Source organism: Actinomadura sp. 3N407, from assembly GCF_052245875.1.
GTDB lineage: Bacteria > Actinomycetota > Actinomycetes > Streptosporangiales > Streptosporangiaceae > Spirillospora.
Genome location: NZ_JBQQBP010000005.1, coordinates 556,722 through 570,424 on the forward strand (window position 1 = coordinate 556,722; position 13,703 = coordinate 570,424).

Here is a 13,703-nt window from a genome sequence, read left to right on the forward strand (position 1 = left end):
TCCCTCAACCTCGCACGCGCAGTCTAGATAACCGCCGTTCCAGGTTTTCGTAAGCCCCTCCTTATCGCCGCGAACCCCGGTCCGGACGGATCCGTGCAAGGCTCCCGTTCGTCTCAATCTGGAACCTGTGCGCCGCGTGGTGCGGGTGTGAAAGGAGAGGTCGTGGCCGAGAAGGACTCAACCACCGGGGGCGGGCGGAAGCGGCTCGCGGGCAAGAACCCCATGGAGGGGCTGCGGAAGCCGCGCAAGGGCACCGCCATCATGATCGCGGTGCTGCTGGTCGTGGTGGGCGGTCCCACGCTCAGCGCCCTGTTCGGCGGCTTCGAGCGGACAAGCGGCGGTGAGATCGCCGTCATCCGCAACGGCGGGTTCTTCGACGACAACAAGATCCGCCAGGTCATCGACCCGGCGTCCGGCCGCGTGTGGATCGGCCTGTACTCGCAGGTCCACAAGTACCCGGCCCAGCAGCGCTTCTACACGATCACCTCGGACGCGAGGAAGGGCGACGAGTCCGGCGTCGACGTCGTCACCGTGCCCAGCGCGGACGGCGTGAACATGGGCATCGAGGGGACGCTGTACTTCACCCTCACCCAGGACCACGCGGCGCTCAAGGAGTTCGACGACAAGTACGGCACCCGCAAGTTCCGCAGCGCGAACGGCGAGATGTACAACGTCCACGACGGCGACAGGGGCTGGTCGGCCTTCCTCGACCAGATCGTCCGGCCGGTGATCGACAACGATCTGCGGAGCCAGATCAACAGCTTCCGCTGCGCCGAGCTGGTCTCCTCCTGCGCACTGGTGCAGAACAGCTCCCCCGACCCGCAGAACATCCGGGCCGCCGCGACCCAGAAGCCGCAGAGCAACAACGCCAACATCAGCAAGGTGCAGAACGCGATCAACACGAGCCTCGCCACCGACCTGGAGCGGACGCTGGGCGGCAAGTTCATCACCAACATCCACTTCAACCTCGTCAGGGTCACGCTTCCGTCCAAGGTGCAGGACGCGGTCGACCGGGCCCAGGCGGCGTTCGCCCAGGTCAGCGAGGCCCAGGCGAAGGTCGCCACGGCCAAGGCGGAGGCCGCGGCCAACAAGGCGCGCCAGGACGGCTACAACAAATGCCCGACCTGCGCGAGGATCGAGGAACTGAAGGCGCTCCCGCAGGGCATCACCGTCTACGCGCCCGGCAACCCGAACGGTTCGCTGCTGCGGGGCAAGTGACCGGGCACGTGACAACGGCGGGGAGGCGGTCGTGAGATTCCTGATCATTCTGCTGGCGCTCGCGGTGGCGGCCGTGGTGATCGTGCTGCTGCTGTACGCGTTCGCCGACCGTTCGCCGGCGGCCGCCGCGCGGCTGGAGAAGGGCGCCCGCTGGGAGACCCACACCGAGTCGTCCGGCGGCGTCACCACGGTCGCCGTCCGGCAGGTGTCCCGTGACTCCGCCGGTGACCTGCTCGCGGAGATGGGCCGCCAGACGATCGCCTCCATTCCCGACGGCGACCCGGAATGGGAGGAGCGCTACCACGACGCGATGGCGCAGGCCCGTTCCCGCGTGGCCGCCCTGGAGAGCGAGACCGGCTGACCCCGGAAGGCCCGCATCCCGTTGCCGGCAAGGGATGCGGGCCTCGCCGGGAGGCGGCCGCGGCGCTCCGGGGACCGGGCGGCGGGTGTACTCTTCGGCTCGGATCTGCTCGGCTCCTATCAGCGGGAGAGGCCGATGGTTCGCCCGTGGCCCCGGGTCGGCCTGACGGTCGTCCTGGCCGCCTGCCTGCTGGCCCCTCCGTCCACCGTCCAGCGGGAGAGCCCCGTCGTGGACGCCGACGTCACCCGGCAGCTCACGATCGCCGCGAGCACGCTGCTGCAGCACCGCTCGCAGGCCCTCGTCCAGAAGCACCACCGTGACAGCACGGACGTGCCCCGTGAGGTGTTCGGCGTCCGGATCTCCCCGCGGCTCGCCCGCTCCCAGGAACGGGCCGTCCGCGAACTGGAGAACCGCAACCGCGCCCCCGTCGAGGGCGGCCCCGCCTACACCGGCGCCCGCACGAGCCTCGACGACGGGCGGGCCGTCCGGAAGGGGGACCGCATTACCCTGGAGGCGGTCGAGCACACCGTCGTCCGCTACGGCAACGGCAAGGTCACCCAGTCGGTGCGGCGCCGGTTCGTGTTCCGGACGCGGGGCGAGCAGATCACCATGGTCGCCGAGCGCGTCCTCGACCCGGACGCGCACCCGGTGAACGACCCGGTCTCCCCGGCCCGCTGACGCGTTCCTCTGAATTGCGCGGACGAGGGCTCTGAAAATGCCTTGACGAATAGTAATTACCCCGGTCACAAGGCGTGTGGAGCGTCTCGCCTGGCCACATCCGGACACGCCGGGATGGCGCGAAAATGGCCGTATCGGCGGAGGATCCGCGTGGTGGGCCTGGATCAGCGTGATGGGTGAGGCGTAGGCTGACGCCGGTGGTGAGCCGTTTCCGCCTCCGCAGCATCGGGAAAAGGCCCCATTCTTCGGCAGGACCTGAAACGTTCCAGCGATCAGCGACGAAAGGGCCGGATCGATGGGTGACAAGCGCGGCGCCAACCTCGGCGAGCTTGAGGAACTGTCCCGTATCTTCAGCAAGCACTCCCGCAACCTCGACGCCCTGATCAAGGACCTCAACGGCCGCACGGTGAGCAGCAGCGCCGCCTGGTGGGGGCCCGGCGCCGACCGCTTCCGCAGCGCCTGGGCCGAGGCCAAGACCGCCTTCGACAAGATGGCCATCGCCCTGGAGCAGGGCAGCCAGGACATCCGCAAGTCCCAGCAGAACATCGAGGCCGCCACCCGCTGACGCCTCGCCACGAGCCGCGGGTCCCGGCCCATCCCCCCGAGGCCGGGACCCGCATCATCCGCGCTGGAGGGCTCCCAGGCCCTGCCGACCCACCGTCCGACGGGCCCGTTCGAGAAAGGCCGCGAACCCGGCTTCACCGGCACGACCCTCGAATACCTCCTGCACGACCGCCGCCCCATCTGGGGCGCCACCGACCATGGTGCCGCCCTGGGCAAGAGCGTGAGCCCCAGCCCGCAGCGGTGAATCCGATGGGCGGGGATCCGGCTGTCGTCGCCGTGATCCAGCGGTACTTCCGGGGGTGTTGATCAGTCCGTGTTCAGTGGGGGCGGGAGGGCCACCTGGATCTGGGTGGTGGCGCCGGTGGCGACGAAGAGGCCGCGGCCGGTGGGGCCGCCCAGGGGGGCGTTGCGGGGGAGGCGGAGGCCGAACAGGTCGCCGTCGTCGGGGGAGTCGATGGACAGCAGGACGCCGGAGCGGGAACGGCGGGTGTCGGAGAGGAAGCCGCGGTAGCCGCGTCCGAGGTCGGCGGTGGTGCCGCCGATGACGACGGCGTGTTCGCCGTCGCGGGCGGTGCGGAGCACGTCGCGGAGGGCGTCGTCCAGGTCGGTTTCGTCGAGGAGTTCGGCGTCGTCGACGATGACGGCGTAGCGGTGCTCGTCGCCGATGGCGTCGGCGAGGTCGTCGGCGTCGGAGTCGGACGTGAGCAGGCCGAGGACGCCCGGGTGGCCCGACAGGAGACGCAGCGGGGAGCGGCGGGGCGTGACGAGGACGACGGGGACGAGGCCACCGCCGACGGCGGGGTCGAGGAGCGAGTGGACGATCGTGCGGAGGGTGGTGGAGCGGCCGGAGCGGGGTGGGCCGGCGACGGCGAAGCCGGGGCCCTCGTTCAGGAGGTCGACGCCGACGGGGGCGAGGGTGTCGCCGCCGACGCCGACGAGGGCCCAGAGCGCGGACGGGGCGAGGAACTCGGGGTCGAGCGACATGGCCTCGCGGTAGGTGACGCGGACGGGCAGTTCGTCCACGTGGAGGGGACGCTGGCGGCGGGGCAGGCGGCCATAGCGGGACACGCAGGTGCGGGCGATCTCCTGGAGGACGGCGACCTGCGCGGTGCCGGACGGGTCGTCCCCGAGAAGGCCGATCTGCGATTCGCGCGGGGGCGCGCCCGGGACGGTGGGCTCCAGGGCACGTCCGGGCGGCATCGCGGCGGGGACCTGCTTGTCCTGGAGGCCGCCGTAGCCGTAGTCGTTCGGGTCGGCCATGCGGAGGATGAGGCGGCGGTCGAAGACGGTGGAGATCTGTCCGCCGAGGCCGGAGCGGTCGCCGGTGAAGACGGCGCGCAGGCCGACGGCGGCGCCTTCGCGGAGGAGCCGGATGACCTGGTCGACGAGGCGGCCGTAGTCGTAGTGCTCGAAAGCGCCGAGGAAGCCCTCCCAGCGGTCGAGGAGCAGCACCATCCAGGGGAGGCGGTCGGTGGCGGCGACGGCGGCGCGCTGTTCGGCGAGGGACGCGAAGCCGGCCTCGGCGAGGAGCTGCTGGCGGCGGGCGACCTCGGCGGCCAGGGCGGTGAGGAGCCGTTCGCAGCGGTCGAGCTGGTCGCGGGTGACGACGGCGCCGCAGTGCGGGAGGGAGACGAGGGGCAGCAGGGCGTTCGCGCCGCAGTCGATGGCGTACAGGTGCGCGTCGTAGGGGGAGCAGGCTCCGGCGAGGGACCCGGCGATGGTGCGCAGCGCGGTGGAGCGGCCCGACTGCGCGGACCCGGCGAGGTACAGGTGGCCGCCGGAGGCGAGGTCGAGGGTGAGCTGCTCGCGGGACTGGACGGCGGGCAGGTCGGTGACGCCGAACGGGACCGGCGGGACGTCGACGACGGAGCCGCCGGCGGCGGTGCGGGGCGTCAGCGTGATCTGTTCTGGCAGCGGGCTCAGCCACGGGGACGGCAGGCGGTCGATGCCGGCGCGGCGGGCCGCCTCGTCGATCGCCTGGACGAGGACGCCGAGGTCGGTGGCCATGGCCGTGTCGTCGCCCGTGGTGGTGTCGCCCGTGGTGTCGTGGCCGGCCTCGCGGGGTGCGGGCAGCGGGTGGCCGAGGCCCTGCCAGGGCAGCGGCAGGACGGTGGGGCCGCGGTCGCCGGCGCCGGTACCGGGGCGTCGTCCCCCGATCCGGGCGGACTGGACGGGATGCGGCGATGACACGCCGGAGCGGACGTAGCAGCGTCCGGGGGTGGCCTTGGAGATCTGCGCGGCCTCGGGCGAGTCCAGGACGTCGGTGGACTCGTCCGGGTCGGTGACGCGGAGCGCGATCCGCAGGTTGGTGTTGGCGCGGATGTCCGCGGTGACGACCCCGGCGGGACGCTGCGTGGCGAGAACGAGGTGGACGCCGAGGGAGCGGCCGCGGCGTCCGATGTCGACCAGGCCGGTGACGAAGTCGGGCAGTTCGGTGACCATTGCGGCGAACTCGTCGATGACGAGGACGAGCCGCGCCATGGTGGGCAGGTCCGGGTCGGTGACGCGCAGGTCGTTGTAGTCGTCGATGTCCTTGGCGCCCGCGTCGAGGAGGATCTCCTCGCGGCGGCGGAGTTCGGCGGCGAGGGACTCCAGGGCGCGTTCGGTCGCGTGGCCGTCGAGGTCGGTGACCATGCCGACGGTGTGGGGGAGGCGGGCGCAGTCCTTGAACGCGGCGCCGCCCTTGTAGTCGATGAGGACGAACGTCATCTCGTCGGGACGGTTGGCGACGGCCAGGGAGGCGATGAGCGTCTGCAGAAGCTCGGACTTGCCCGCGCCCGTGGTTCCCGCGATGAGGCTGTGCGGCCCGTCCGTGCGGAGGTCGATCTCGTACGGGTCTCTGGGGCCGTGCCCGCCTGGACCGACGCCGATGGGGATGCGTGTGGTCCGGCCGCCTGTGCGCGTCCACGTCTGGAGGATGTGCTCGGCGGTGGGGTCGGGCATGTCGAAGACGTCCAGGAGGCGCACCTCGGGCGGGATGGAGTCTTCGGCGTCCTCGCGTGACACGTCCCGGACGGGGGCCAGCGCGCGCGCCACACGGTCTGTCCAGGTCGCTGAGACCTGGTCGGCCAGTACGGGGCCGATGACGTCCAGCCCCTGGCCTTGGAGCCGGACCATCGAGGTGTACTGCGGGTCCCACTCGGCGACGGCACGGCACTCTTCGGGGAGCAGACGTTCTTCGTCGTCGATGCAGATGGCGTACAGCCCGAATTCGGGCCCGCGCGACAGGAGCATCGGCATCCCGGGTATGCGACGCAACGCGCGCGCGCCGTCCAGGACGATCAGGACGTTGTACGGGACGGCATCGGCGGGCTTCCCGCCCTGGCCGAAGAACGACGACTCCGATTGGGCGGCACGACGCCGTTCCGTCACGCGGATCGCCAGTTCCGTGACGCGGTGCGCGGCGGACTCGGCGTCGGTGCCGACGAGGGCGACGCAGTCCTCACCCTCGCGCGGCGCGCAGTGCGGCAGCCACCGCACCCAGTTCCACTCGCCCCCGGCCCCCTGGTCAGCGGACAGGACGACGATGGAGAGGTCGCGGGGGCTGTGCAGGGCTGCGGCCTGCCCGACCAGCCAGCGGGCCAGCGCGCGGGACGCCGCGCGCGGGCCGGTCAGCCCGATGACGCCCAGGTCCGCGAGCGGCAGCGCGACCGGGACCTGGCGGGCGGCCGGGACCTCGCCGCCGCGCCCTCCGAGGGGGGACGGCTCCCCGCGTCCCCCGGTCGGCTCCCGCCCGCCGCCGTGGTCGCCGGTGAACTCGATGCGGGCCGGCAGGTCGGCGAGGCCGACCCGCAGGTGCAGGACGTCGGGGTCGTCGTGGCGGCGCTCCCACAGCCGCCGCCGCGGGCCGGTCGCGGTCAGCAGCACCTCGGCGGGGTCGGGGTGGAACGCGCGCCGTTCGGCCTCGTCCTCGCGCCGCAGCCGCTCCACCTCGCCGTCGAACTCGCCGGACTTGCGGTGGTACTCCTTCAGCGACCGCTTGTACGACTTGCGCCCGTGCAGCCGGTCGCCGACCCATTCGCCGACCGTCATCACCGGCCAGGCCAGCGCGAACAGCGCCCACCACCACTGCCCGAGCCCGAACGCCATGGCGAGCCCGAACGCCGAGAACAGCAGCGCCCCGAACAGCCGGAGCCGCTCACGCGGATTGCGTTCGGGACGCTTCGGGACCTCCAGCCGCCGGTCGCGGTGCGCCGGGTTCAGTCGCGGCGGCCGGTTGAACGCCAGGCCGCCCTCCGGCAGCGGTTCCAGGTGCGTGTCGGGGGCGGCGCTCGGCGCGAGCGCCAGCACACTCGACCCCACGGACAGCAGCCCGCCCGCGGGCCACACCGCCTTGGCGGCCAGCGGCGCCCCGTCCAGCGTGGCGGCCCCCTGCGTCGTCCGCGCGGACGCCTCGACCTCGACGGACTCGCGCCCGACCGTGAGCCGCAGCGACCGGGCCGGCACGGACGGGTCGTCCAGCACCACGTCCACGTCGCGCCCGGAGCCGATCGTGCTGACGCCGAGGCCGAGGCGGTGCACCGACCCGGCCGCCGGGCCGCCGACGACGCGCACCTCGACCAGGCCGGTCGGCTCGGCGAGGACGGTGGCGGCGGCGGCGCGCCGCTCGACCGCCACGACGGCGCCGTCGCGCAGTTCCTTGACGGCGAGGGCTTGCGGGTCGAGCATCCGCCCGTCCATCCACAGGGCCCGCCGCGGTCGCGGGGCCCGGCCGCGGGAAGCGAGCCCGTCCTTCGCGAGCAGGGCGTCCTTCGAGTAGCGGGGCGTCGGGACGGGCGGCGGCCCGGCCGACGGCGCCCGGCCGTCGAGAAGGGCGGCCAGCGACTGCGCGACCCCGTCCACGGTGACCTCGGAGTCGGCGTCCAGCACGACGTCGCGTGGCCCTCCGCCGGTCAGCGCCGTGAACGAGATCCGCATCAGAGCCTCCGACGTCCTCGGGACAACCGTGCTCAGCTTAGTTACCCGTCCCCTCCGGTTCCCGGTAGGCGGCGACGACGGTCTTGAGGGCGTCGTCCATCGGCGTCGGCGCCATCCCGAACGTGGACTGGAACGCCGTGGAGTCCAGGATGTACGGCCTGTCGAACTGGTACCTGGTCTCCCGCAGCTCCTTCATCATCGGCGAGACCAGCCCGAGCGCGTTGAAGACGGGACGCGGCAGCTCGTACACGCGCGGTGCCGGCGCGCCGGCGATGTCGCACAGCCGCTCGGCGACGTCCAGCGTGGAGACGGCCGGTCCGGTCGGGACGTGCCACGCCCGCCCCCACGCCCGCTCGTCCGTCCCGGCGATGGCGAGGGCCTCCGCGACGTCCGGCAGGTACGTCCAGGCGTGCGGGACGGACGGGTCGCTCAGGTACGGCACCCGCTTGCCCGCCAGCAGCGGCTTCACGAACCGGGCCTCACCGATGTACGCCTGGTCGGTGCTCCGGGGGCCGTAGTAGTCGGAGCCGCGCAGCTCGGTGACCCGCACGCGGCCCGCCCGGTGCGCGGCGATCGCGTCCTGCCACATCTTGGCCCGTACCCGGCCCTTGGTGCCGGTCGCCGCGAGCGGCAGGTCCTCGGTCATCGGCCCGTCCACCGGCCCGTACCCGTACAGGCAGCTCAGCGTGACCAGGACGGCTCCGGTCTCCTCGGCCGTGCCGAGGAAGGACGAGGCCATCGGCGGCCAGTCCTGCGCCCAGCGGTGGTAGCGCGGGTTGACGCAGTTGTAGAGCGCGTCGGCCCCCTCGGCGATCTCGGTCAGCCGGCGCCGGTCGGCGACATCGGCGGCGACCCGCCGGACTCCTTCGGGCCCCGACCCGGACCGGGTCACGACGACGACGTCGTGCCCGCGCCCGGTGAGCCGCTCGGCGAGATGCGCGCCGACCTGCCCGGCCCCGACGATCACGTGCTTGCCCATGTCGTTCTCCTGTCTTCCGTTGCGTTCGGTTGATCGGGTGCTTCTTCTGGATTGCGGTGTGTCGCCCTTTCAGCGGTCTCATTTGAACGACACGTCGCAGGTCAACGTGTGCGGCGGGGTGTTTCGACGTGGGCTTTGAGGGCCTTCAGGCGGGTCTCGTGGGCCGCGCGCAGCTTGCGCGCCCCGAAGACCTGGCGGACCAGCGGGCCGGCGAGCGATTCCTGGAGGGTCACCCGGGTGCGTCCGTCCTCCGCGGTCAGGACCATGCGGTCGACGGCCCGGTAGAGGCCGAGGGAACCGCCCGTCCAGCTCAGCTCCCGGCCGGGGTCGACCACGGCGAACCGGGAGCGCAGCGGCGTGCCGTTCTGCGTCCAGCGGAACTCCCGGCCCGGCTCCACGGCGTCCAGCGCGCGGATGCGGAAGCCGGGCGCCCAGGCCTCCCAGCGGCGCAGGTCGGCGAGGACGTCCCAGACCTCCTGCACCGGGGCGTCGATGACGATGTCGGACGAGCTGGTGACGGGCGCGCTCTCGTCGATCCGTCCGCGCAGCGCGTACTCCTCGTGCAGCGTCGCGAGTTTCCTGGCGGCCATGGGGATCCCTCCGTGTGTTCAATGCTCCGCTTCGAGAGCAATGCTCTCTCTTGAGAGCGGCGTTGTCAAGAGCGGTGCTCTCGAATTGGTGCGACGCTCTGCTAGCCTGGCCTCATGAGCGCGGGTCGTACGGCACGGGAACGAGTCAGGGCGGAGCTGATCCGCGAGATCACGGAGATCGCCAGGCGGCAGCTGGCCACCGAGGGGGCGACGGGACTGTCCCTGCGCGCGGTCGCCCGCGAGATGGGCATGGTGTCCTCGGCGATCTACCGGTACTTCTCGAGCCGCGACGACCTGCTCACCGCGCTGATCATCGACGGGTACAACGCCGTCGGCGAGGCGGTGGAGAACGCCGACGCCGAAACGCGCGCGGACGACTTCGCCGGACGGTGGCTCGCGGTGTGCAGGGCCGTCCGGGAATGGGCGCTCGCGCACCCGCACGAGTACGCACTGCTGTACGGGTCGCCCGTCCCCGGCTACAAGGCGCCGGAGGACACCGTCTCCGCGGCCATGCGCGACACGGTCGTACTCGCGCGGATCATCAGCGAGGCGTACGCGGCCGGCGCCATCGATCCGGCCGCGCCCATCCCGGCGCCGCCGCCCTCGATCGCCGCGGACCTGGGTCGCGTGCGCACCGCGGTCTCCATGGACGTCCCGGATGACGTGATCATTCGTTCCCTCACGGCATGGGCCGGTTTGTATGGAACGGTCAGCTTTGAATTGTTCGGGCAGTTCAACAACGTGCTGGAGGACGACCGGGCCGGCTACTTCGACCACAGCATGACCCTGCTGGCGGGTCTCGCCGGCCTGAAACCGTGATCCTTCGGGCCCCGGCGCGCGTCCGGAGTCGTCCAGGATGTGGTCAGTGACGGATGTGACTGGTGGTAAGCAACCCGGTGATCAACGAATTCGCAGGTCATCGGGGTATGCCCGGATATGGAACGGCTTGCATTCACCGAATCCATTGACGTGACCTTGCCGCCCCCGCAAGCATGGATCGCTCGGTGATGCGCGGATCCCGGGAAACGGGTCCGCGGAGGGGCGGGAAGGAGCGCGTGGGCAGCGCGATGAAGTCCAACCAGTCGACCTTCGCCGGAGGCGGAACGGGCTCGGCCGGAGGTGGTGCGGGCCCGGCCGGAGGCGGCGCGGCGGGTTCGCCCGGCGCCGCGGCGGGGTTCGGCCGTTCGGGGCTCGGCACCTCCGGCGGGCAGCGGCTTCCCACCTCCCCGCGCGAACGCAAGCCGGCGCTGGCGGCGCTCGCGGTGCTGCTCATCCTCGGCGGGGCCCTCGCGAGCGCCTACCTCGTGATGGCCAGCGGCGAGCGGGTGCCGGCGATCCGGATCGCGCAGCCGGTCGCGGCCGGGCAGCCGATCCCGGCGGCCGCGCTCGAAGAGGTCCAGGTCGGCGACACCGGAATCCAGTACATCAGCTGGTCCGAGCGCGACAAGGTGTCCCGCCACCTCGCGGCGGTCCCCCTGGTCAAGGGCGCGCTGCTGACCAACTCCATGATCAGTTCCCCGGACGCCCCGGCGATGGGGCGCCTCATCGTCGGGCTCGCGCTGAAGCCCGGCCAGTTCCCGTCCGGCGGCGTCGGCGTCGGCAAGCACGTCACCCTCTACGCGGTCGGCGGCGGGCAGAACGGCGGCCCGCGCGCCGGGACCGTCCTCGCCCGCGACGCCATCGTCGTCGGCGTCTCCGGCGGCGGCGGGGGCGACCTCGGCGGCACCCGGCTGCGCTCCGACCAGACCAGCGTGGACGTCGCCGTCCTGCCCGCCGACGCCCCGCAGGTGACACAGGCGGCCTCGGCCGGGGCGGTCGCGGTCGCGCTGATCCCGGACGGGGCGGCGGCCTCCGCCGCGCCCGCCGAACCCGGCGGCGAGAACCCGGGCGGCGACGAGGAGACCGGCGGCGCCGAGCCTCCCGGAGGCACCGTGCCGGTGCCGGGCGGCGGCACGGGCGAGGGCGGGACACCGGGTCCGGGCGCGGGCGGTAACTGACCGTGGCACTCATCGCGCTCGCCGCCGACAAGGGGGCGCCGGGCGTCACGACCGCGGCCGTCGCGCTCGGCGCGGTGTGGCCGCGTCCCGTGCTGGTCGCGGAGTGCGACCAGGCGGGAGGCGACCTCGTGTACCGGCTGCCCGCCGCCCCCGACACCGCCGACGGCCCCCGGGACCACGCCGCGGACGGCGGGATGCTCAACCCGTCGCGCGGGCTGCTCAGCCTCGCCGCCACCGCCCGCCGCGGCCTGCGCCCCGACCAGGTCGCCGAGCACTGCCAGCGGCTCGTCGGCGGCCTCGACGTGCTCGTCGGGACCACCAACGCCGAGCAGGCGCAGGCGATGACGTGGCTGTGGGGTCCGCTCGGCCGCGCGTTCGCCGGCCTCGACCCCGTCGACGTGATCGCCGACTGCGGGCGGCTCGGCGCGGGCACCCCGCTGGCCGATCTGATGCACGAGGCCGACATGGTCGTCCTGCTCACCAGGGCCACCCTGGAGCAGGTCGCCCACCTGCGCGAACGCGTCACCGCGCTGACGGCGGAGCTGCGCGGCGGCCCGCCCGTCGGCGTGCTCGTCCTCGCCGACCCGCGCGACTTCCGCGGCTCGATCGCCGAGGTCGACCGCATCCTCGCCGGGGTGCGGGGCCGCGGCCGGCCGATGGACGCGGGCGCGCAGCAGGGTCCCCCGCCGCCGGACGTGACCGTCCTCGGCGGGCTGGCCCTCGACCCCAAGGGCGCCGAGCTGCTGTCGGGCCGCTGGGGCGGGCGCCTGGACCGCTCGCTGCTGATCCGGTCGGCGCGCGAGGTCGCGGGCGAACTCGCCGGGCGCCTCGCGGCCACCCGGCCGGCCCCGGGTGCGGTCCACGACCGCGGCGGACACGACGTCCCGTCCCCGTACCGGCCGCCGCCCGAACGGCCGCCGGCACCCGAACGGCCGCCGCCGCCCGGCTCGCACGTCCCGCCCGGTCCCCAGGGCCCGGCCGGTGAGGGGCTTTCGGCGGACGGTCAGGTTCCGGCCAGTGAGCGGCCTCAGGCGACCGGGCACGTCCCGGCGGGCGGACGGCACGAGGAGGGGGGGCGCTAGATGGACCACGGGCTCGTCAAACGTCTCCGCCAGGAGGTCGGCGACCGGCTGGCGCAGCAGCGCCGGCTCGACGCCGCCAACGGGCTGCCGCCGATGACCGGGGAGGACGAACGGCAGTTCGCCCGCGCCCTCATCGGCCAGGTCCTGGAGGAGTTCGCGCGCGGCGAGATCACCTCCGGGCGCCGCCCGCCGAACGCCGAAGAGGAGGAGGCGCTCGCTGCGGGGGTGCACGCGGCGCTGTTCGGGGTCGGCCGGCTCCAGCCGCTGCTGGAGGACCCCGAGATCGAGAACATCGACATCAACGGCTGCGACCGCGTGTTCATCGGCTACGCCGACGGCCGCGAGGTGATGGGCGAGCCCGTCGCCGAGAGCGACGAGGAACTGGTCGAGCTGATCCAGATACTCGCCGCCTACAGCGGGCTGTCGTCGCGTCCGTTCGACACCGCGAACCCTGAGCTCGACCTGCGGCTCCCGGACGGTTCGCGGCTCTCGGCGGTGATGGACGTGACGGTCCGCCCGGCGCTGTCGATCCGCCGCGCCCGTCTCGGCAAGGTCTTCCTCGCCGACCTGGTCGGCAACGGGACGTTCACCCAGGAGATCGGGCATTTCCTCCGCGCCGCCGTGCAGGCCCGCAAGAACATCATGATCGCCGGGGCGACGAACGCGGGGAAGACGACGCTGCTGCGCGCCGTCGCGAACGAGATCCCGGCGGACGAGCGGCTCATCACCGTCGAACGCGCCCTCGAACTCGGCCTGGACGCCTTCCCCGAACTGCATCCCAACTGCGTCGCGTTCGAGCAGCGGCTCCCGAACTCCGAGGGGCAGGGCGCGATCTCGATGGCGGAGCTGGTCCGCCGGTCGCTGCGCATGAACCCGTCCCGCGTGATCGTCGGCGAGGTGCTCGGCGACGAGATCGTCACGATGCTGAACGCGATGACGCAGGGCAACGACGGGTCGCTGTCCACGATCCACGCCAACTCGTCGGTGGAGGTCTTCAACCGCATCGCGACGTACGCGATCCAGGCGGACGAGCGGCTGCCGGTCGAGGCGACCCACATGCTGATCGCGGGCGCGATCGACTTCGTCGTGTTCATCGAGAAACGCAACGAGTACGCCTCCGGGGGCCGGCTGCGCCGCTACGTCGCCAGCATCCGTGAGGTCACCGGAGTGGACGGGCGGGTCATGTCGTCGGAGGTGTTCGCGCTCGGGCCCAACGGGTTCGCGGTGCCGGCCGCGCCGATCGCCTGCGCCGCCGAACTCGCCGACCACGGCTACGACCCGTCCGCCGGAGGTGCCTGGTGAACGCGTCCCCGTTGA

11 protein-coding genes are annotated in these 13,703 nt (G+C 72.9%); 8 read left to right on the forward strand and 3 right to left on the reverse strand.

What is annotated here, in order from left to right; all coding sequences use genetic code 11:
• Nucleotides 1-162: 162 nt before the first annotated feature.
• The 4 genes from ACTWPP_RS16215 to ACTWPP_RS16230 all read left to right on the forward strand — a co-directional run bounded on the left by ACTWPP_RS16215 (nt 163) and on the right by ACTWPP_RS16230 (nt 2,822).
• On the forward strand, nt 163-1,218 hold the full coding sequence (locus ACTWPP_RS16215) for an SPFH domain-containing protein (RefSeq protein WP_443105059.1): 1,056 nt from the start codon (nt 163-165) through the stop codon (nt 1,216-1,218).
• A 31-nt stretch (nt 1,219-1,249) separates the two neighbouring features.
• Complete coding sequence (locus ACTWPP_RS16220) at nt 1,250-1,579, forward strand: hypothetical protein (protein WP_443105060.1); 330 nt, start codon at nt 1,250-1,252, stop codon at nt 1,577-1,579.
• A gap of 135 nt (nt 1,580-1,714) precedes the next feature.
• Nucleotides 1,715-2,257 carry a hypothetical protein gene (locus tag ACTWPP_RS16225; RefSeq protein WP_443105061.1) on the forward strand — a complete coding sequence of 181 codons (543 nt, stop codon included), beginning with the start codon at nt 1,715-1,717 and terminating at the stop codon, nt 2,255-2,257.
• A gap of 295 nt (nt 2,258-2,552) precedes the next feature.
• Nucleotides 2,553-2,822, forward strand: a complete 270-nt coding sequence (locus ACTWPP_RS16230) for a WXG100 family type VII secretion target (RefSeq protein WP_443105062.1) — start codon at nt 2,553-2,555, stop codon at nt 2,820-2,822.
• Nucleotides 2,823-3,127: 305 nt separating this feature from the next.
• Here ACTWPP_RS16230 and ACTWPP_RS16235 read toward each other — a convergent pair whose 3' ends face one another.
• From ACTWPP_RS16235 to ACTWPP_RS16245, 3 genes are all read right to left on the reverse strand, one after another.
• Complete coding sequence (locus ACTWPP_RS16235) at nt 3,128-7,738, reverse strand: FtsK/SpoIIIE domain-containing protein (protein ID WP_443105063.1); 4,611 nt, start codon at nt 7,736-7,738, stop codon at nt 3,128-3,130.
• A gap of 37 nt (nt 7,739-7,775) precedes the next feature.
• Nucleotides 7,776-8,717 (reverse strand): NAD-dependent epimerase/dehydratase family protein, encoded by a 942-nt coding sequence (locus ACTWPP_RS16240; RefSeq protein WP_443105064.1) that lies wholly within the window; start codon nt 8,715-8,717, stop codon nt 7,776-7,778.
• 101 nt (nt 8,718-8,818) lie between these two features.
• Nucleotides 8,819-9,307, reverse strand: a complete 489-nt coding sequence (locus tag ACTWPP_RS16245; protein ID WP_443105065.1) for an SRPBCC domain-containing protein — start codon at nt 9,305-9,307, stop codon at nt 8,819-8,821.
• A 114-nt stretch (nt 9,308-9,421) separates the two neighbouring features.
• Between ACTWPP_RS16245 and ACTWPP_RS16250 the strand changes: the two genes are divergently transcribed.
• The 4 genes from ACTWPP_RS16250 (at nt 9,422) to ACTWPP_RS16265 (ending at nt 13,688) form a co-directional block, all read left to right on the forward strand.
• Nucleotides 9,422-10,126, forward strand: coding sequence for a TetR/AcrR family transcriptional regulator (locus ACTWPP_RS16250; protein ID WP_443105066.1), 705 nt, complete (start codon nt 9,422-9,424; stop codon nt 10,124-10,126).
• Between the two features lie 236 nt (nt 10,127-10,362).
• On the forward strand, nt 10,363-11,304 hold the full coding sequence (locus ACTWPP_RS16255; protein ID WP_443105067.1) for a hypothetical protein: 942 nt from the start codon (nt 10,363-10,365) through the stop codon (nt 11,302-11,304).
• Between the two features lie 2 nt (nt 11,305-11,306).
• A complete protein-coding gene (locus tag ACTWPP_RS16260) occupies nt 11,307-12,386 on the forward strand; it encodes a hypothetical protein (protein ID WP_443105068.1) in 1,080 nt (359 codons plus the stop codon).
• Nucleotides 12,387-13,688, forward strand: a complete 1,302-nt coding sequence (locus ACTWPP_RS16265) for a CpaF family protein (RefSeq protein ID WP_443105069.1) — start codon at nt 12,387-12,389, stop codon at nt 13,686-13,688. It begins immediately after the preceding gene.
• The last annotated feature ends 15 nt before the right edge of the window (nt 13,689-13,703 follow it).

Coding starts and splice junctions, on each gene's coding strand:
- ACTWPP_RS16225 (WP_443105061.1), top strand. CDS start 1,715: ATGGTTCGCCCGTGGCCCCGGGTCGGCCTGACGGTCGTCCTGGCCGCC.
- ACTWPP_RS16230 (WP_443105062.1), top strand. CDS start 2,553: ATGGGTGACAAGCGCGGCGCCAACCTCGGCGAGCTTGAGGAACTGTCC.
- ACTWPP_RS16235 (WP_443105063.1), bottom strand. CDS start 7,738: ATGCGGATCTCGTTCACGGCGCTGACCGGCGGAGGGCCACGCGACGTC.
- ACTWPP_RS16240 (WP_443105064.1), bottom strand. CDS start 8,717: ATGGGCAAGCACGTGATCGTCGGGGCCGGGCAGGTCGGCGCGCATCTC.
- ACTWPP_RS16245 (WP_443105065.1), bottom strand. CDS start 9,307: ATGGCCGCCAGGAAACTCGCGACGCTGCACGAGGAGTACGCGCTGCGC.
- ACTWPP_RS16250 (WP_443105066.1), top strand. CDS start 9,422: ATGAGCGCGGGTCGTACGGCACGGGAACGAGTCAGGGCGGAGCTGATC.
- ACTWPP_RS16265 (WP_443105069.1), top strand. CDS start 12,387: ATGGACCACGGGCTCGTCAAACGTCTCCGCCAGGAGGTCGGCGACCGG.